Here is a 17,542-nt window from a genome sequence, read left to right as displayed (position 1 = left end):
TGAAACGCCTTGCAAGGTTTGCACTGTTCCTGCAAGAAGTTTCCGTGGACGGAGTCCGCACATGAAGAAACTCATCGCACGAGCACTCGTCCCGCTGGCCGTGGCGACCGCCGGACTTGCCGGCATCGGCACCGCGCACGCCACCGGAATCGCCGGCACCAGCACCGCGCCCGCCGCCGCGACCCTGAACGGCGGCGACGTCACCGCGAATCTCTGGGAGTGGAACTGGGGCTCGGTCGCGGCCGCGTGCACCGACCACCTCGGCCCGGCCGGTTACGGCGCGGTCCAGGTCGCGCCGCCCGCCGAGTCGATCAGCCTTCCCACGAGCGACGGCGGCGCACACCCGTGGTGGGAGGTCTACCAGCCGGTCTCGTACAACCTGACCAGCCGGCTCGGCACCCGGGCCGGGTTCGCCGCCATGGTCACGGCCTGCCACACCGCGGGCGTGCGCGTCTACGTGGACGCGGTGATCAACCACACGGCCGGCGCGACAAACACCACCACCGGCACGTACGGCGGGTCCACGTTCAACCCGTCGGCGTACAGCTACCCCGCGGTGCCGTACGCGTATGACGACTTCCACCACGCGAACGACGGCTACTGCGCGGACGAGGACGCGGTGATCGACGACTGGAACAACACGTCCGAGGTGCAGAACTGCATGCTGCTCTCGCTCTCGGACCTGAAGACCCAGAGCGCCACGGTACGCACGAAGATCGCCGCCTACCTGAACGACCTGATCGGGCTGGGTGTGGACGGGTTCCGGGTGGACGCGGCCAAGCACGTGGCGCTCGCCGACTTCGCCGCGATCCGGGCGCAGTTGCGCACCACCACGGCGGAGGGCCGGGCGCCGTACATCGCGCAGGAGATCTTCACCGGCGCCACCAACCCGGAGCTGAAGCCGGCCGCGTTCACGTCCAACGGCGACGTGCTCGGCTTCTCCTACGCGATGGGGCTGAAGACGCAGTTCACCAACGGCACGCTCAACAACCTGGCGAGCATCCCGTCCTGGAGCCTGGACGCGACAGGTGACCAGACCGCCGCGATGATCACCAACCACGACCTGGAGCGGGACGGCACCACGCTGCGCTACCAGGACGGCGCGCGGTACACGCTTGCGAACTACTTCCTGCTCGCCTACCCGTACGGGCAGCCGTTCCTCTACGACGGATTCACGTTCAGCACCTCGAACACCGGCGCGTCCCCGCCCGCGGGCGGCAACGGCGTCGTCACGAACGCGAACTGCGCGAACGGCACATGGCAGTGCCTGCACCGGTCGCCGGCGATCAAGGGCATGGTCGGCTGGCACAACGCGACAGCGGCCGCCACAACTGTCTCCGACTTCACCACCACGGCGAGCAACGTGATCGGGTTCCGGCGCGGCGCGCTCGGCTGGTTCGGGCTGAACGCGTCAGGCAGCGCGTCCACCGCCTCCTACCGGACCGGGCTGCCGGACGGTGTCTACTGCGACGTGATCTCCGGCGCCGCGACCGGCAGCGGCTGCACCGGCTCATCGGTCGCGGTCTCCGGCGGGAACGCCGCTGTCACGATTCCGGCGAACGGCGCGTTCGCGATCCACGCGGGCTCGCGGTCAAGTGGGGGAAGCACCACCCCGCCGCCGGCCTCGAACGTCGCGGTCACGTTCAACGCGAACGCGACCACGATCTGGGGCCAGAACGTGTTCGTGGTCGGAAGCGTGTCCGCGCTCGGCGCCTGGAACACCGCGGCCGCGGTGCCGCTCTCCTCGGCCGCCTACCCGGTCTGGTCCGGGACGGTGAGCCTGCCGCCGAACACCGCGGTGGAGTACAAATACCTCAAAAAGGACGGGACGGGCACCGTCACCTGGGAATCCGGGGCGAACCGCACCTTCACCACCGGCGCGGGCGGCGCCCTGACCCGCAGCGACACCTGGAAGTAGCGGAAACGCTCCGTATCCCGGCTCGAGGGCGGTGGCCGTTTCCGGACCGGAGACGGCCACCGTCGTACGTCCCGCGAAAAAATCTCGTCCAGTTTCCTGTTATCGGTGCCGGGGCGACCCGTCTCCTGTCCGCGCGGCCCTGGTCAGTTCCAGCGAGTTGCGCCAGGATGGCCAACCGAGGAGAGGGTGCGGGATGTGGACTCCAGAGGGGCGTGACGGCGTCGATCCGGCGACCGTGCAGGCGGCCCGGGCGGGCAACGCGGCGGCACTGGACCGGCTGATCGCCGGCTACCTGCCGCTCGTCTACAACATCGTCGGCCGGTCGCTGCAGGGCCACGCGGACGTGGACGACGTGGTCCAGGAGACCATGCTCCGCGTCGTGCACAGCCTGCCCGAGCTGCGCGACCCGTCCGCGTTCCGGTCGTGGGTGGTGGCGATCGCGATGCGGCTGGTCCGCGACCGGCACCGCGACCTGACCCGCGCCTACCCGGCGGACGCGATGCCGGACGACGTGGCGGACCCGGGTGCGGACTTCGTCGACCTGACAATCGTCCGGCTCGGCCTGTCCGGCCAGCGGCAGGAGGTCGCCCAGGCCACCCGCTGGCTCGACCCGGACGACCGTGAGCTGCTGTCGCTCTGGTGGCTGGAGGCGGCAGGCGAGCTGGACCGCGAGGAGGTCTCCGCCGCGCTCGGCCTCACCAAGCAGCACACCGCGGTCCGCGTCCAGCGGATGAAGGCGCAGCTGGAGGCCGCCCGCGTGGTGGTCCGTGCGCTGCGCGCCCACCCGGCCTGCCCGGACCTGACACTGCTGGCGATCGGCTGGGACGGCCGGCCCGAGCCGCTGTGGCGGAAGCGCTTCGCCCGGCACACCCGCGAGTGCGAGCAGTGCGCCCGCGCCTGGGTCGAGCTTGTCGACGCGGAACGGCTGCTGGCCGGTCTCGCGCTGGTGCCGATCCCGGGTTACCTGCTGGAGCCGGCGCTGCAGAGCGCGGCGGCCGCGGCGGGGGCGCACGCCGGCGGTCCCGGGCTCGACGGCCACGGCTACGACCAGGCCTTCGGCAACGACCAGGCCTTCGGGCATGACCAGGCCTTCGGGCATGACCAGGCCTTCGGCCACCACCCGGGGTACGAGGCGGTGCCGCACGATGCGACCACGCCGATAAGCATGGCCGGGGACCCCGGCACCACCGCCACCCACGTGCTCGCCCGCCCGGAGTTCGCCTCCGCCGGGCAGGCGAGCGTGCACGCCGTACCCGCGAAGGCTGCTTTTGGGGGTTTTCTGACCCTGAAGCCGATCGCGGCGGCGATCGCGACGGCCGCCGTGATCACCGCGGGCGGCGTCTTCGCGCTGACCGGGAACGAGGAGCCGGACACCACGGCGCAGGAGCCGCCGCCGGCCGTGGTGCTGCCGGTCGAGTCCGCGAGCGCCAGCCCGTCGCCGTCCCCGTCGGCCAGCCCGTCGGCGTCGGCGTCGCCAAGCGCGAGCCCGACGCCGTCCGCGACGCCGAGCACCAAGGTCCCGGCCGCGCCGGTGGCCGTGGAGGCGTCGTCGAAGAAGGGCGTGAGCACCTGGCAGGTCGCCGGCGTCGGACCGGGCATGACAGCTGTCGGCGCGTCCTGGTACTACACCTGGGGCGCGGGACCCGACCAGGTCAAGGCGCCGGCCGGTGTCGAGTTCGTGCCGATGATCTGGGGCGCTGACTCGGTGAACGCCGGCAACCTCGCGCAGGCGAAGGCGAACGGGGACACGATCCTCGGCTTCAACGAGCCGGACCTGGCCGGGCAGGCGGAGATGAGCGTCGAGCGCGCGCTGGAGCTGTGGCCGCAGATCCAGGCGACCGGCAAGCGGCTTGGCAGCCCGTCCGTGGCCTACGGCGGCGACGCGGCCGGCGGCTGGCTGGACCGGTTCATGACCGGCGCGAAGGCGAAGGGCTACAAGGTCGACTTCATCACGCTGCACTGGTACGGCTCGGACTTCAGCGTGGCCGCTGCCGGGCACCTGGAGCAGTACATCAAGAGCGTGCACGACAGGTACGGGCTGCCGATCTGGGTCACCGAGTACGGCCTGATCAACTTCTCCGGCACGCCCAAGTTCCCGACCGGCGCGCAGCAGGCCGCGTTCATCGACGCGTCCACCGCGATGATGGAGCGCCTGCCGTACGTCGAGCGGTACGCCTGGTTCTCGCTGCCGGTCGCGGCCGACTTCGGCAACGGGCTCTACGACCCGGGCGCGAAGACGCTTACCGAGGGCGGCCGCGCGTACGCCGAAGCCGGCTGATCGACTGTCGCTCCTGACGCCCCGGTCCTCACGGCCGGGGCGTCAGTCGCTGCGTGGGCTGATCCTCGATCCGTGCCGTCGCCGGCGCCGGGCCCGGCGGGGACGGCTGATGTGGCGCGGCCGGCCCGTGTGCGGCGGCCGGCCCGTGTGTGGCTACCGATCCGTGATGTGCCGCCGGTCCGTGAGCTGCCTGCGGCTGGTGTGGTGCCGGTGCCGGTGCCGGTTCCGGTGTCGATGCCGCTGTCGGCCGGGGGAGCAGGCGGGGCGGCCGCTTGGCGGAGACGTCCTCGACCCAGCCGATCATCAGCACCACCGCGGACAGCAGCCCGAGCGCGATCAGGAACGTGCCGCCCTGCTCGCCGACCGGCCCGAGATTCCACAGCTCAAGCGCGTTTCCGGCGACGATCGCGGCGGTGATCGCCACGTTGTGCCACAGGTAGATCGTCACGGCCCGCGCGTTGATCAACGTGACCAGCGCGTCGAGGAACCGCGCGCGGGCCAGCCACCCGGTCGGCGGCGTCCAGCGCAGCAGCATCAGCGTGAACCCGGCCGAGAAGACCGCGTAGGCGAGTGGCAGGTCGGTGATGCCGCCGCCCTCGTCGTCCGGGTAGGCCTGCCACCAGGCGAGCGCGCCGACGACGCAGGCCACCGCGATGACGACAGTGGCCGCGCCCGGCAGCCGGCGCAGATGCCCGTCCCGGTGCGCGAAGCCGAGCATCCAGCTGGTCGCGAACGCCAGCACGGTGCCGGCGGTGCGCTCCACCAGCTCGGGCAGCCCGAGCGGCGTGACAAGCATGAGCCCGAGCAGCACAAGCGGCGCGACGAGCACCGGCAGCGGCGCGCGGCGGTAGAGCCAGAGCAGGCCGGGGGAGAACACGACCAGCCAGAGGTACGTCACCAGGTACCAGAGCGGACCGGCCGCCTCCGCGCCGAACTCGTTGGACGGCGGGTCGGCGAGCGGCAGCACCCAGAAGAGCAGCTGCGCCCAGGGCGGGTCTTCCCAGCCGTGCAGCAGCATGACCGGGACCGCGACCGCGCCGAGCACCCAGAGCGCGGGCAGGAGGCGCCGCAGCCGACTGATGATCACAGTGTGGCCCTGCGCCGCGCGGGCCGCGGCCTTGTCCAGGGACAGCGCCATCAGCGAGCCGCCGAGCGCGAACATCACGCCCATCGACGGGAAGCCGAGCTCAAGCGCGGTGAGCGGGAACATGTGGTACGTGACGACACGGGCGATCGCGATCGCTCGCAACAGGTCGAAGTAGCGTTCGCGGGCGGCCATGGTGTCCTTCGTGCTCGGGGCTGTGGCCGCGCAACGGTAGCCGTGCCGCGTGACGCCGAGGAAGGTCGAGTAATCCGTTGGATACCGTCCGTCCCCCGGGCGAGGGGGACGAACGATCCTTCCGGTGTTAGAAGACCGACACGCCCTCGCGGACCAGCTTCCAGTTCGGTACGAAGAAGTCGGCCGGGTCGATCGTGCCGCGCGCCTGCGCCCAGTCGATCAGCAGCTGACGGATCTCCTTCTGCTCGTTGTAGACAGGCGTCTTCGTGATGCCGGGGAACGCGCCGCCGCCGGACCGCCGGTAGTTGTTCACCGCGATCACGAACCGGTCCGTGTCCGCGACTGCGACGCCGGCCCGCTCCAGCCGGGTGATCCGCGAGCCCACCGGCTTCGCGATGTCGATGTCGTAGTCGACGCCGGACAGGATGTCGTAGTTGTAGTCAGGCACGGCCGGGTCGCTGATCGCGGCCGGGTTCACCGGCGCGCCGGGCGCGAGCGTGACGAAGTACTTCGCGGAGTACTCCAGGTAGGCCCGCACCTCGGCACCGCTCAGCTCCACCGCCTCAAGCGTGTTGTCGAAGACGTACAGCCCGGCCACGTCGCGGATCTTCACGTCACCGGCCGGGAACACCGCCGTCCGGCTGAACGGCGCCGCGATCGACAGCACCGGCAGCGCCGTGCCCACCGCGGCCGCGACGGTCTCGGTCTGCACGTGGTTGATGAAGTCGATGATCGGCGTGTCGCGGTAGCGGGACTCCGCCGCGGACAGCTCCCCGGTGGACGTGGCGACCACCTGGTTGACGTAGGCGACAGTCTTCTGATGCTGCTCCTTCACGGCGGCGAGCACGACCGGATCGGCCTCCACCGTGTTCGTGTTCAGCGTGGCGGACCTGGCGCTCGCCACCACCCACCGTCCCCGCTCGCGGGAGATCGTGAAGTCCATCCTGGTCAGCCGCTGCCCCCACTTGGACGGCTCGGAGGTGAGCACCTGCTTGCCGGTGACCTCGTTGGTGTAGAACTTCTGCGCGATCTCCACGTGCGCATGGCCGAAGAGCACCGCGTCGATGTCCGGTACCGTGGTGGCGACCAGGCCGGCCGCATTCTCCACCGGGAGCCCCGGGCCGTAGGACGATGTGCCGCTGTCGCCGGAGTGCGCGGAGACGATCACGATGTCCGCGCCCTTGCGCTTCATCTCCGGGACCCACTTCTTCGCGGTCGCCACCAGGTCGGCGAAGGTAAGCGTGCCCTCGACGTGGCCCTTGTCCCAGATCGCGGTGCCCGGGTTGGTCAGGCCCAGGATGCCCACCCGCAGCGTCGGCGCACCACGGCCGGGCGAGACCTGCTTGATCACGTACGGCTGGAAGGCGGGTTTGCCGGTCTTCGCGTTGATCGCGTTCGCGGCGAGCGCCGGGAAGCCGAGCTGCTTGATCCACGTCGCCAGCAGCGGCAGCCCGTAGTTGAACTCGTGGTTGCCGAGCGTCACCGCGTCGTACCGCAGGATGTTCATCGCCTTGGCCATCGGATGGGTCTTTCCGGTGGTGGTGATCGGCTCCTGGACCGCGTAGTAGTAGGCCAGCGGCGTGCCCTGAATCGTGTCGCCCGCGTCAAGCACAAGCGTGGCCTTGCCGCGCCGCTCGCGCCGGATCGTGTTCACGAGCGCGGCCAGCTTCGCGACGCCGACGTCGTTGTGCGCGGTGTCGTCGAACTCCGCGTCCTTGAAGTAGTCCCAGTTGTAGACGTTGCCGTGCATGTCCGAGGTGCCGAGCACGGTCAGGTCGTAGGTGGTCCTGCCGTGCGCCTGCGCGGTGCCGGGGATGGCGGTGGCCGCCCCAGCGGCTATCGATCCGACGATCACGTTTCGACGGGAGAAATTCATGTCCTCGATCCTGGCCGTGGGCGCACATCGATGGCAAGGCCTGTGGATAACCCCTCAGGAGAAGATCAATTCCCCGGGTACGCCGGTGAGCAGCAGCTTCTCGAAGTCGGCGGGGGAGAGCGGGCGGGAGAAGAGGAAGCCCTGGCCGAATTCGTAGCCGAGCCCGCTCAGCAGCCGGGCCTGGTCAGGCGTCTCGATGCCCTCCGCGACCGCGTTCAGGTCAAGCGCGTTCGCCATCTGCGCGACCGCTGTAGCCACGGCGGCCTGCCGGGTGACTGTGGTGATGCCCTCGACGAACGACCGGTCCAGCTTCAGCGTGGTCATCGGGCAGGTGAGCAGCAGGCCGAGTGAGGAGGCGGCGGTGCCGAAGTCGTCGAGCGCCAGCTTCACGCCGATCGCCCGGAGCGCGTGCAGCGCCGCGATCGCCTCGTCGTCGGAGAGTACCGCGGTTTCTGTCACCTCGACGGTCAGCAGCTCCGGCGGGTAGCCGGAGGTGGACAGTACTGCCGCCACCTCGTCCACGAAGCCGGGCTCGCGCAGCTGGCGGCCGGCCACGTTCACGTTCATCCGGATGCCCTGCTCCCGCCACCGGGCAGCCTGGCGGACCGACTCGCGCAGCACCCAGCGGCCGAGCGGCACGATCAGGCCGCTCGACTCCGCGACCGGGATGAAGTCTGACGGCTGCACCTGGCCGCGGACCGGGTGCCGCCAGCGGACCAGCGCCTCACAGCCGGAGATCTCGCCGGTGCCGAGCCGGATCACCGGCTGGTAGACCAGGTAGAGCTGGTCCTCGTCGATCGCCGTGCGGAGCTGGCTGGCGAGTTCCGCGCCGTCCCGGATCCGCACGCCCATCTCGCGCGTGTAGGCGACCCAGTTGCTCTTGCCCCGGTCCTTGGCCGCGTACATCGCGATGTCCGCGTCGCGCAGCAGCGAGTCCAGGTCGTCCTGGCAGTCGGCCGTTGCGAGGCCGATGCTGGCGCGCACGATCAGGTCGTTGTCGTGCACCCGCACCGGCCTGCCGAGCAGGGTCAGGATGCGCTGCGCGGTCTGTGACGCGGTGTCCGTGTCCGCGTCGCGCAGCAGCACCGCGAACTCGTCGCCGCCGAGTCGCGCGACCAGGTCCTGCTCGCGGACCGCCTGCTGGAGCCGCTCGGCCACGCTGACAAGCAGCGCGTCGCCGGCCGGGTGCCCGAGCGTGTCGTTGATCGTTTTGAAGTCGTCCAGGTCGATCAGCAGCAGCGCCACGGTGCCGGGATCGGTCGTGCCCCGCAGCGTGGCCACCACCTGCTCGCCGAAGTGCGTACGGTTCGACAGCAGCGTCAGCCCGTCCACGGACGCGGCCTCGCGCAACCGCGACTCGTGGCTGCGCAGCTCGTCGAGCGTGGTGTCCAGCCGCTCGATGAGCATGCCGTTGTCGTACAGCGCGGCCAGCTGCCGGGCCGCCACCAACACGGTGATCATGGCGACGCCGGCGACCGCGCCCCACAGCTGGTGGCTGGTGCCGCGCGGCAGCACCGCGATCAGCACGCCGAAGGTGAGCACGACCATGCCGTACGGCAGCAGGCTGTAGGGCTTCCGGCGGCGCGGCGTGTTCACCTCGGGGTTGAGCCGGGTCTGCACCACCTGGATGCGGGGCCCGGCCGCGATCAGCAGCGACGGGAGGAGGGCCAGCACCAGGTAGGCCGGGTTCGAGTCCGGGGTGAGGGTGTCCGGCCGGATCAGGATGCCGACGCCCTGGCTGACGCCGGCGAACGCCATCGGCCACGCGGCGAGCTTGCTCATCGGCCGCCCGCCGCTGAGGATCAGTTTGACTGCCGCGAACGCGGAGACCATCACGACGCTCGCGGCCACGATCACAGTGATCATCGCGGCGTCCACCGGCGCGTCCAGGTCGATCACGAAACACCAGGTGAGTACGGCGCCGGCGACAAGCACGGTGGTGGAGTCGAGCCACAGCGCAAGCCGTTCCCGGTGCGTCCGGGTGTTCTGCGGCTGCAGGATCATCGCGACCACCACACTGCCCAGGCCGATCGCGAACAGGGCGGACTGGATCGGCCCGCCGTCGAGCGTGTGCGAGTCCGGTTCGAGCTGGCTGACGGTGGTCTGGATGGTGTCCGCGATCGTGAACAGCACGCCGGCGGTGGCGACCACGGCCCAGAAGCGGCGGCGCGGCGCCGAGGTGGCCTGGAACATCCGGTACGCGTGGTAGGCGAGCGCGGCGTCCATCGGGACCTGTGCCACCCAGAAGATCTGGACCTGCCAGTCCGGCGTGCCGGCGCACAGGTAGAAGCCGGCCGTGGCCAGCAGCACGATGCCGATCATGCCGAGCAGGATCGGGTCCCGCCACAGCGCTGTACGCACGCGGGCCGCCTCCTCCTGTCGCCGTGTCGCTGAGTGTCGTATCGACTCGTGGTCGCCGCGGGTGAGGACATCCCGGTGTGATCGGCGTTGCGTGCGCCTCCCTCGGGTAGTAGGGTTGTGCTCAGAACGAGATGGACTCATAAAGAGAAAATCTGACGTTGAGATTGATGGAGCGTGACATGCCGGATTCCGAGGCCGAGTTCCTCGCCGCCTACGACCCCCGGGACTATCCCGCGGTCGGGGTGACCGTCGACGTGGTGGCGCTGACCATCCGCGACGACCGGCTCTGCGTGCTGCTTGTCGAGCGCGACGCCCCGCCGTACGAGGGACTGTGGAGCCTTCCCGGCGGCTTCCTGAAGCAGCAGTCCGACGACGGCGAGCCGTTCGCGGAGACGCTCGTCGAGGCCGCCGGCCGCGAACTGGCCGAGGAGACCGGGCTTGATGCGGAGCGTCTCGGCCGCGTCCACCTGGAGCAGCTCGGCACGTACGGCGACCCCGGCCGCGACCCGCGCATGCGGGTGGTGAGCGTCGCATATCTCGGCTTCGGCCCGCAGATGCCCGACCCGGAGCCCGGCTCCGACGCGCGGTCCGCCGACTGGGTGCCGGTCGCGGACCTGGGCCTGCCGGAGGGGCTTGATGCGATTCCCGGCCGTGCCGTGCAGCAGCGGCCCGGCACCAGTCGCCGCCTCGCGTTCGACCACGCGCAGATCCTCTTCGACGGTCTTGAGCGCGCCCGCGCCAAGCTTGAGTACTCCGCGCTCGCCACCGCGTTCGTCGGCGAGACGTTCACGATCGCGGAGCTGCGCGCGGTCTACGAGACGGTCTGGGGCGAGCAGCTGCACGGCCCCAACTTCCGCCGCAAGATCCTCTCGGTGCCCGGCTTCGTCGAGTCCGTCGGTGCCACCACCGAGCGCGGCGGCGCACGCGGCGGCCCGCGCTCCCAGCTCTACCGCGCCGGTGATGCCACGTTGCTGCACCCCGCGCTGCTGCGGACCGTCACCGAGGAACAGATCCGGTAACAACGCTATTCAAGGAGGAGTTGTCATGGGAAGTGGACGCTGGTCGGTCGACGCCTACGGCGCGGCCGAGGACCACCGGGCCCGCACCGGGCGGGACGCCTTCGACTACGACGCCGGTGTGCGCTCCTCGCGCCGCAGGCAGGACTGGACCGCGCACCCGGACCTCGACCCGTACCAGGTGGAGGTCCGCGAGTCGCGCGACTCCGCCGAGCACCCGGAGAGCCTGGCCATCGCCGTGCTGTTCGACGTGACCGGCTCGATGGGCTACGTGCCCCGCCGACTCCAGGAGAAGCTTCCCCAGCTGTTCGACCTGCTCCTCGACCGCGGCTACGTGCAGCACCCGCAGCTGATGTTCGGCGCGATCGGCGATGCCACCTGCGACCGGGTGCCGCTGCAGGTCGGTCAGTTCGAGTCCGACAACCGGATGGACGAGCAGCTCGGCCGGATTCTGCTTGAGGGCGGCGGTGGCGGGCAGAAGACGGAGAGTTACGAGCTCGCGGCGTACTTCATGGCCCGGCACACCTCGATCGACTGCTGGGAGAAGCGCGGCAGGCGTGGCTACCTCTTCGTGATCGGCGACGAGATGGCGTACCCGCGCGTCTACGCCCGCGGCGCCAACACCCCGGTCACCGGGTACGACCGGGGAGGCCGCCGCGGCGTCGCCGAGGTGATCGGCGACCGCCTCCAGGGCGACATCGACACCCGGGCCATCTTCGACGAGGTCCGCGAGATGTACGACACCTACTACATCCTGCCCAGCGGTACGTCGTACGCGGGTGATCGCCAGGTGCTCGACCACTGGCGCGACCTGCTCGGGCAGAACGTCATCGAGCTCGACGACCTGGACGCGGTAAGCGAGACGATCGCGCTCACCATCGGCATCGGCGAGGGCACGATCGGCCTGGACGAGGGGCTTGACGACCTGCGCCGGCAGGGCTCCGGTGCGGGGCGCTCGGTGGAGCGGGCGCTGTCCGGGGTCGCCGGCCGGGCCGACGGTGCGGGCCGGGTCCCGGTGGCGCGGCGCAGCGTCGTCCGCCGCCGGGACACGCGCGGAGCCAGGTGGGTCTAGATGCCTGCGGAGGCGCGTCACGTGATCGTGGCGGACCTGGGCTTCGGCGACGCGGGGAAAGGCACGATCGTCGACTGGCTCGCCGGGCGGTCCGCGGCAACGGGCCGCCCGGTCCGCGCCGTGCTGCGTTTCAACGGGGGAGCGCAGGCGGCGCACACGGTGGTGCGGGCGGACCGGCGGTCGCACACGTTCGCGCAGTTCGGAGCCGGGACGTTCGCCGGGGTGCCGACGCTGCTCACCCGGCACGCGCTTGTGGAGCCGCTGGCGCTGGCCCGGGAGGCGGCGGCGCTGTCCGCGCTCGGTGTGCCGGATCCGCTGGACCTGATCTCCGTGGACCGGGGGGCGCTGATCACCACGCCGCTGCACGCGGTGGTGAACCGGGCGCGGGAGGCGGCCCGGGGCGGCGGCGCGCACGGCAGTTGCGGGATCGGCGTGGGCGAGACCGTGGCATACGCGCTCGACGAGCCGGACCTCGCGCTGCGTGCCGGTGACACGGAGTCGCCGTCCCGGCTGCGCCGCAGGTTGCTCGCGCTTCACGAGTGGGCCGCGACGACGGTCCGCGAGCTGGGTGACCCCACGTCCGGCCCGCTTCCCGGCGTCGACGAGCTGATCCGGGCCTACCTGTCGTTCGCCCGCCGGATCCGGCTCACCGGCGACGGCGAGATCGCGCGACTTGCGGCGGGCGGCCGGCTGGTCTTCGAGGGGGCCCAGGGCGTGCTGCTTGACGAGTGGCGCGGCTTCCACCCGCACACGACCTGGTCCACCACCACCTTTGCGAACGCGCTCGATCTGCTTGCCGAGGCCGGCGTCGACCGCGGTGACGTGTGCCGTCTCGGCGTCACCCGCACCTACGCCACCCGGCACGGCGCCGGGCCGTTCCCCTCGGAGGATCCGTCGCTCGCACCGCTGCTGCCGGAGCCGCACAACGGTACGGGCCGCTGGCAGGGCGCGTTCCGGGTCGGGCATCTCGACCTGGTGCTGCTGCGCTACGCGGCCGAGGTGTGCGGCGGGCTCGACGCGCTGGCCGTCACGCACCTGGACACCGCGGCCGGCGCGGCCCGCGAGCGGCTCCGGGTGGCGACGGCCTGGCGTGCCGGCGGGACCAGGATCACCCGCCTACGGCCGGGCGCGTTCGCGGACCTGGACCATCAGCGGCGGCTGACCGCGCTCGCCCACGCGGCCCGGCCCGAGATGGTCCTGCCGGACCGTCCGTGGGACGAACTGCTCGCGGACGCGCTCGGTGTGCCGGTCGCGGTCACCTCGTGGGGACCACGTTCGGGCGACAAACAACCGGCCACAGTGGATGAAATCACCACCCGTGAAGATCAAGACAGGGTGCCGGTATCGTAGCCTTGCCCCGGGCGGAACGAGGGGGTGCGGCGGTGTTCGAGCAGTTCGACGCGCGGCGGCTGGCGATCGGTGCGGGCATCGGCCTGCCGTTGATCGCGATCTGGACGGTGCTGCTCAGCGCCACCATCCCGTACGAGTTCATGGTGCACTTCATGAGCATGGTGCTGCTGAGCTTCGTCCCGTTCGCTGCGGTGTCGTTCACGCTGATCTGGGCCCGGCGCAGGCAGCCGCCGCCGGTGCCACGCCCGCACCAGCACTGCCCGGAGTGCGGGCAGCCGGTCCGCGGGTAACCCCGCTCACGGCTGGATGGCGTCCATCGCGCGGAAGAGGCGGACGTCGGAGGCGGGCGACGGCGTGCCCAGCGACGGCGCGAAGTAGTTGATCCGCAGCTCCTCGATCATCCAGCGGATCTCGGTGATCGCAGCGGCGGCGGGCCGGCCCGGGCGCTGGTTCGCGAGCAGCCACTGGTACTCCTTCTGCACCTCCGCCAGCAGCTTGAGCGACTGGCCGTCGCGGGCCGCGCCGACCGGCAGCTTCTCCAGCCGCTTCTCGATGCCCTGCAGGTAGCGGACCAGGTCCGGGAGGCGCTGCCAGCCGGTCTCGGTGACGAAACCCTTATGGATCAGCCCGGCCAGCTGGGTGCGCACGTCGTTGAGAGCGGGCACGACCATCATCGCGGCCATGCCGCCACCGGAGGCGGCCTTGCTTGTGGTGGCTATTCGCTGCTCGGCGGCGTAGGCGGCCCCGAGGACCCGGCCGACCCAGGAGATGGTGTCGGCAAGCACGTCACCGACGGCCTGGCGGACCTTGGTCAGCAGCGTGGCGAAGGCCGCCTGATCCCAGGCCGGGCCGCCGAAGTCGGTCATGGCCTTGTCGACGGCGCAGGACATCACGTCGTCGAGAAGCGCGGCGAAGCTGCCGTGCGGGTTGCGGGCCAGCGCGAGCTTCGTGGCGTTCGGCATGTCCGCGACGAACTTGGTGGGCGCGGGCAGCGCGAGCAGCAGCAGACGCCGGTTGCCGGCCCACATGGCGCGAAGCTGTTCCGCCTCGGTGTCGAACAGGCGCAGGCCGACGGTACGGCCCTCGTCCGCGAGCGCGGGGAAGGCGCGCACGACGTACCCACTCGTCTGCTTCTGGAAGGTTTGCGGCACCTGGCCGAAATCCCAGGTGGTCAGGCCGGTGCGCTCGATGGAGGTGGCCTCGGCCGCGAGGACCTGGCGGGTCTGGGGGCGCAGGCGCGAGCGCAACGCCCGCAGATCCTTGCCCTCGGCGACAGCTGTGCCCTTCTCGTCGGTGATCCGGAACGTCATCCGGAGGTGGTCGGGGAGCTTGTCGACCTCCCAGGCGTCCGGCGGGACCAGGACGCCGGTGATCCGGCGCAGTTCGCGTTCAAGCACCTCGAGCAGCGGGCCGTCGTCCGGCCCGACGCGTTCCAACACGGCGCGGGCATGGTCCGGGACCGGGACGAAGTTGCGGCGGACGGCCTTCGGCAGGCCGCGGATCAGCGCGGTGACCAGCTCCTCGCGCAGGCCGGGGACCTGCCAGTCGAACGCGTCCGGCGGCACCTGGTTGAGCACCGGAAGCGGGATGCGCACTGTCACGCCGTCTGCCTCGGTGCCCGGCTCGAACTGGTAGCTGAGCGGCAGCGTGAGGCCCTCGACCTCCCACTGGTCCGGGTAGTCGGCCTCGTCCACGCCTCCGGCGCCCGCGTTGATCAGCATCTGCCGGTCGAACGTGAGCAGCCCGGGGTTCCCCCGGGACTCCTTCTTCCACCACGAGTCGAGGTGCCGGCCGGAGACCACGTCCGCGGGGATGCGCGCGTCGTAGAGCGAGAACAGCGTCTCGTCGTCGATCACGATGTCCCGGCGGCGGGTCTTCTGCTCCAGTTCCTCCACCTGGCCGATGAGCGCGCGGTTGGCGTGGAAGAACGTATGGTGAGTGACCCAGTCGCCCTCGACCAGCGCGTGCCGGATGAACAGCTCACGGCTGAGCACCGGATCGATCCGGCCGAAGTTGACCTTGCGCTGGGCGACGAGCGGCACGCCGTAGAGCGTGACCTTCTCCATCGCCATCACCGCGCCCTGCTTCTTCTCCCAGTGCGGCTCGCTGTACGAGCGCTTGACCAGGTGCTCGGCGAGCGGCTCGACCCACTCCGGCTCGATCTTGGCGGCGACCCGGGCCCAGAGCCGGTTCGTCTCGACCAGCTCTGCGGCCATCACCCAGCGCGGCGACTTCTTGTGCAGCGCGGAGCCGGGCGAGAGGACGAAGCGGGCGTTGCGGGCGCCGACGTACTCCTGCGGCTTCTCCGCGTCCTTCAGCCCGATCTGCGAAAGCAGGCCGGTGAGCAGCGAGGCGTGCACCTTCTGCGAGTCGAGGCCGTCGGACTCCACCGCGTTGCGCGGCACGTCCATCGCCTCGCGCAGCTGGGTGTAGATGTCCTGCCACTCGCGGACCCGCAGGTAGTTGAGGTACTCCTTCTTGCACATCCGGCGGAACGCGCTGCTGGACAGCTCCTTCTGCTGGTCCCGCAGGTACCGCCAGAGGTTCCAGTAGGTGAGGAAGTCCGAATCCTTGTCGGTGAACCGGGCATGCTGCTGCTGGGCCTGCTGCTGCGCCTCCTGCGGGCGCTCGCGCGGGTCCTGCACGGAGAGCGCGGCCGCGATCACCATCACCTCGCGCACCACGCCGTTGCGCTCCGCCTCCACCACCATCCTGGCCAGCCGCGGGTCGACCGGCAGCGAGGCCAGCCGGCGGCCGAGCGGGGTGAGCCGCTTCGCCGGGTCGAACGCGACCGGATCGATCGCGCCCAGCTCGTGCAGCAGGTTGATGCCGTCCTTCACGTTCCGCTTGTCCGGCGGCTCGACGAACGGGAACGCGGCCAGGTCGCCGAGCCCGATCGCCGTCATCTGCAGGATGACCGAGGCCAGGTTGGTGCGCAGGATCTCCGGATCGGTGAACTCCGGCCGGGTGAGGAAGTCGTCCTCGGTGTAGAGCCGGATGCAGATGCCCTCGGAGACACGGCCGCAGCGGCCCATGCGCTGATTCGCGCTCGCCTGGGAGATCGGCTCGATCGGCAGGCGCTGCACCTTGAGCCGGTGGCTGTACCGGGAGATGCGCGCGGTGCCGGGGTCGACCACATACTTGATGCCGGGGACGGTAAGCGACGTCTCGGCCACGTTCGTGGCGAGCACCACGCGCCGGCCCCGGTGTGCCGCGAAGACCCGGTGCTGCTCCGCGATGGAGAGCCGGGCGTACAGCGGCAGGATCTCGGTCTCCTTGAGATCGGCCTTGGTGAGCGCGTCCGCGGTGTCCCGGATCTCGCGCTCGCCGCTGAGGAACACCAGGATGTCGCCAGGTCCCTCACCCTGCAGCTCACGCACCGCGTCCAGAATCGCTGACGTCTGGTCGCGGTCCGGGTCCGAGTCCTCGTCGTCCGGGTCCACGACCGGCCGGTAGCGGACCTCGACCGGATAGGTCCTGCCGGACACCTCGATGATCGGCGCGGGTTTGCCGTCCGCGTCCGCGAAGTGCGTCGCGAACCGCTCCGGGTCGATCGTCGCCGAAGTGATGATCACCTTGAGGTCGGGCCGGCGGGGGAGCAGCTGCCGCAGATAGCCCAGGATGAAGTCGATGTTGAGGCTGCGCTCGTGCGCCTCGTCGATGATCAGCGTGTCGTACTGTGTCAGATTCCGGTCGTGCTGAATCTCGGCCAGCAGGATGCCATCAGTCATCAGCTTCACCATCGAGGCGTCGCTGACCTGGTCACTGAACCGGACCTTGAAGCCGATGGTCTGCCCGAGCCCGGTCTTCAGCTCCTCCGCGATGCGCTCCGCCACAGTGCGCGCGGCCAGCCGCCGGGGCTGCGTGTGCCCGATCAGCCCGCGCGCGCCGCGGCCCAGCTCCATGCAGATCTTGGGCAGCTGGGTGGTCTTGCCGGAGCCGGTCTCACCGGCCACGATCACCACCTGGTTGTCCCGGATCGCGGCGCTGATCTCCTCGCGCAGCGCGCTGACCGGCAGCTGCTCCGGGTAGGTGATCTCCGGGCGGCTGTCGGTGCGTGCGGCGATGCGCGCCTCCGCGGCCTCGACCTCCGCGGTGATGTTCGCCAGGACCTTCGCCCGGGACTCCGGGTCGCGGACCTTGCGGACACCGTCGAGCCGACGGCGGAGCCGCCGCTCGTCGCGGAGCATCAGGTGGGGGAGGCGCTGCTGCAGGGCGGCGGCGGGGTTCGTGTGCATACCGCCGTCAAGGATAGGCCGGACCCCGGCTTTTCCCGACTTGTTTACCGCCCGGCCGAACCGGTGAGTAGTGCGGCGCGTGTCACACATCAGACGTTCACCGAAAAATGCTTCGCCGAGCGTGGAACGCGGTATCTACTCTGAAGGATGGCGA

General features: G+C 70.7%; 10 protein-coding genes. 6 read left to right on the top strand and 4 right to left on the bottom strand.

Annotated elements, in window-relative coordinates:
• The first annotated feature begins 61 nt into the window (after nucleotides 1-61).
• Both ACIA8K_RS03255 and ACIA8K_RS03250 read left to right on the top strand, forming a co-directional pair.
• Nucleotides 62-1,918, top strand: a complete 1,857-nt coding sequence (locus ACIA8K_RS03255) for a carbohydrate-binding module family 20 domain-containing protein (protein WP_396054371.1) — start codon at nucleotides 62-64, stop codon at nucleotides 1,916-1,918.
• A 193-nt stretch (nucleotides 1,919-2,111) separates the two neighbouring features.
• Nucleotides 2,112-4,196 (top strand): sigma-70 family RNA polymerase sigma factor, encoded by a 2,085-nt coding sequence (locus ACIA8K_RS03250; RefSeq protein WP_396054370.1) that lies wholly within the window; start codon nucleotides 2,112-2,114, stop codon nucleotides 4,194-4,196.
• 28 nt (nucleotides 4,197-4,224) lie between these two features.
• Here ACIA8K_RS03250 and ACIA8K_RS03245 read toward each other — a convergent pair whose 3' ends face one another.
• The 3 genes from ACIA8K_RS03245 to ACIA8K_RS03235 form a co-directional block, all read right to left on the bottom strand.
• Complete coding sequence (locus ACIA8K_RS03245) at nucleotides 4,225-5,475, bottom strand: acyltransferase (RefSeq protein ID WP_396054369.1); 1,251 nt, start codon at nucleotides 5,473-5,475, stop codon at nucleotides 4,225-4,227.
• 127 nt (nucleotides 5,476-5,602) lie between these two features.
• Nucleotides 5,603-7,351, bottom strand: coding sequence for a bifunctional metallophosphatase/5'-nucleotidase (locus ACIA8K_RS03240; protein WP_396054368.1), 1,749 nt, complete (start codon nucleotides 7,349-7,351; stop codon nucleotides 5,603-5,605).
• Between the two features lie 54 nt (nucleotides 7,352-7,405).
• Nucleotides 7,406-9,712: a putative bifunctional diguanylate cyclase/phosphodiesterase gene (locus ACIA8K_RS03235; RefSeq protein ID WP_396054366.1), complete on the bottom strand. Its 2,307-nt coding sequence runs from the start codon at nucleotides 9,710-9,712 to the stop codon at nucleotides 7,406-7,408.
• 179 nt (nucleotides 9,713-9,891) lie between these two features.
• On the opposite strand from ACIA8K_RS03235, the gene ACIA8K_RS03230 reads away from it, so the two are divergent.
• The 4 genes from ACIA8K_RS03230 to ACIA8K_RS03215 are packed head-to-tail and all read left to right on the top strand — an operon-like array spanning nucleotide 9,892 to nucleotide 13,440.
• Nucleotides 9,892-10,731 carry an NUDIX domain-containing protein gene (locus ACIA8K_RS03230; protein ID WP_396054364.1) on the top strand — a complete coding sequence of 280 codons (840 nt, stop codon included), beginning with the start codon at nucleotides 9,892-9,894 and terminating at the stop codon, nucleotides 10,729-10,731.
• 25 nt (nucleotides 10,732-10,756) lie between these two features.
• Nucleotides 10,757-11,800 carry a hypothetical protein gene (locus ACIA8K_RS03225; RefSeq protein ID WP_396054362.1) on the top strand — a complete coding sequence of 348 codons (1,044 nt, stop codon included), beginning with the start codon at nucleotides 10,757-10,759 and terminating at the stop codon, nucleotides 11,798-11,800.
• A complete protein-coding gene (locus ACIA8K_RS03220) occupies nucleotides 11,801-13,150 on the top strand; it encodes an adenylosuccinate synthetase (RefSeq protein ID WP_396054360.1) in 1,350 nt (449 codons plus the stop codon).
• A gap of 32 nt (nucleotides 13,151-13,182) precedes the next feature.
• The gene (locus ACIA8K_RS03215) at nucleotides 13,183-13,440 is read left to right on the top strand and encodes a hypothetical protein (protein WP_396054358.1); all 258 of its coding nucleotides are present in this window, start codon (nucleotides 13,183-13,185) and stop codon (nucleotides 13,438-13,440) included.
• 6 nt (nucleotides 13,441-13,446) lie between these two features.
• Here ACIA8K_RS03215 and hrpA read toward each other — a convergent pair whose 3' ends face one another.
• Complete coding sequence (gene hrpA, locus ACIA8K_RS03210) at nucleotides 13,447-17,388, bottom strand: ATP-dependent RNA helicase HrpA (protein ID WP_396054356.1); 3,942 nt, start codon at nucleotides 17,386-17,388, stop codon at nucleotides 13,447-13,449.
• Nucleotides 17,389-17,542 lie beyond the last annotated feature (154 nt).

This window comes from Catenuloplanes sp. NPDC051500, assembly GCF_044454585.1.
Classification (GTDB): domain Bacteria; phylum Actinomycetota; class Actinomycetes; order Mycobacteriales; family Micromonosporaceae; genus Catenuloplanes.
The sequence above is the reverse complement of the archived record's forward strand: the minus strand, read 5'-3'. Positions and strand labels throughout refer to the sequence as shown.

Coding starts and splice junctions, on each gene's coding strand:
- ACIA8K_RS03230 (WP_396054364.1), top strand. CDS start 9,892: ATGCCGGATTCCGAGGCCGAGTTCCTCGCCGCCTACGACCCCCGGGAC.
- ACIA8K_RS03220 (WP_396054360.1), top strand. CDS start 11,801: ATGCCTGCGGAGGCGCGTCACGTGATCGTGGCGGACCTGGGCTTCGGC.
- ACIA8K_RS03225 (WP_396054362.1), top strand. CDS start 10,757: ATGGGAAGTGGACGCTGGTCGGTCGACGCCTACGGCGCGGCCGAGGAC.
- ACIA8K_RS03240 (WP_396054368.1), bottom strand. CDS start 7,351: ATGAATTTCTCCCGTCGAAACGTGATCGTCGGATCGATAGCCGCTGGG.
- ACIA8K_RS03250 (WP_396054370.1), top strand. CDS start 2,112: ATGTGGACTCCAGAGGGGCGTGACGGCGTCGATCCGGCGACCGTGCAG.
- ACIA8K_RS03255 (WP_396054371.1), top strand. CDS start 62: ATGAAGAAACTCATCGCACGAGCACTCGTCCCGCTGGCCGTGGCGACC.
- hrpA (WP_396054356.1), bottom strand. CDS start 17,388: ATGCACACGAACCCCGCCGCCGCCCTGCAGCAGCGCCTCCCCCACCTG.
- ACIA8K_RS03245 (WP_396054369.1), bottom strand. CDS start 5,475: ATGGCCGCCCGCGAACGCTACTTCGACCTGTTGCGAGCGATCGCGATC.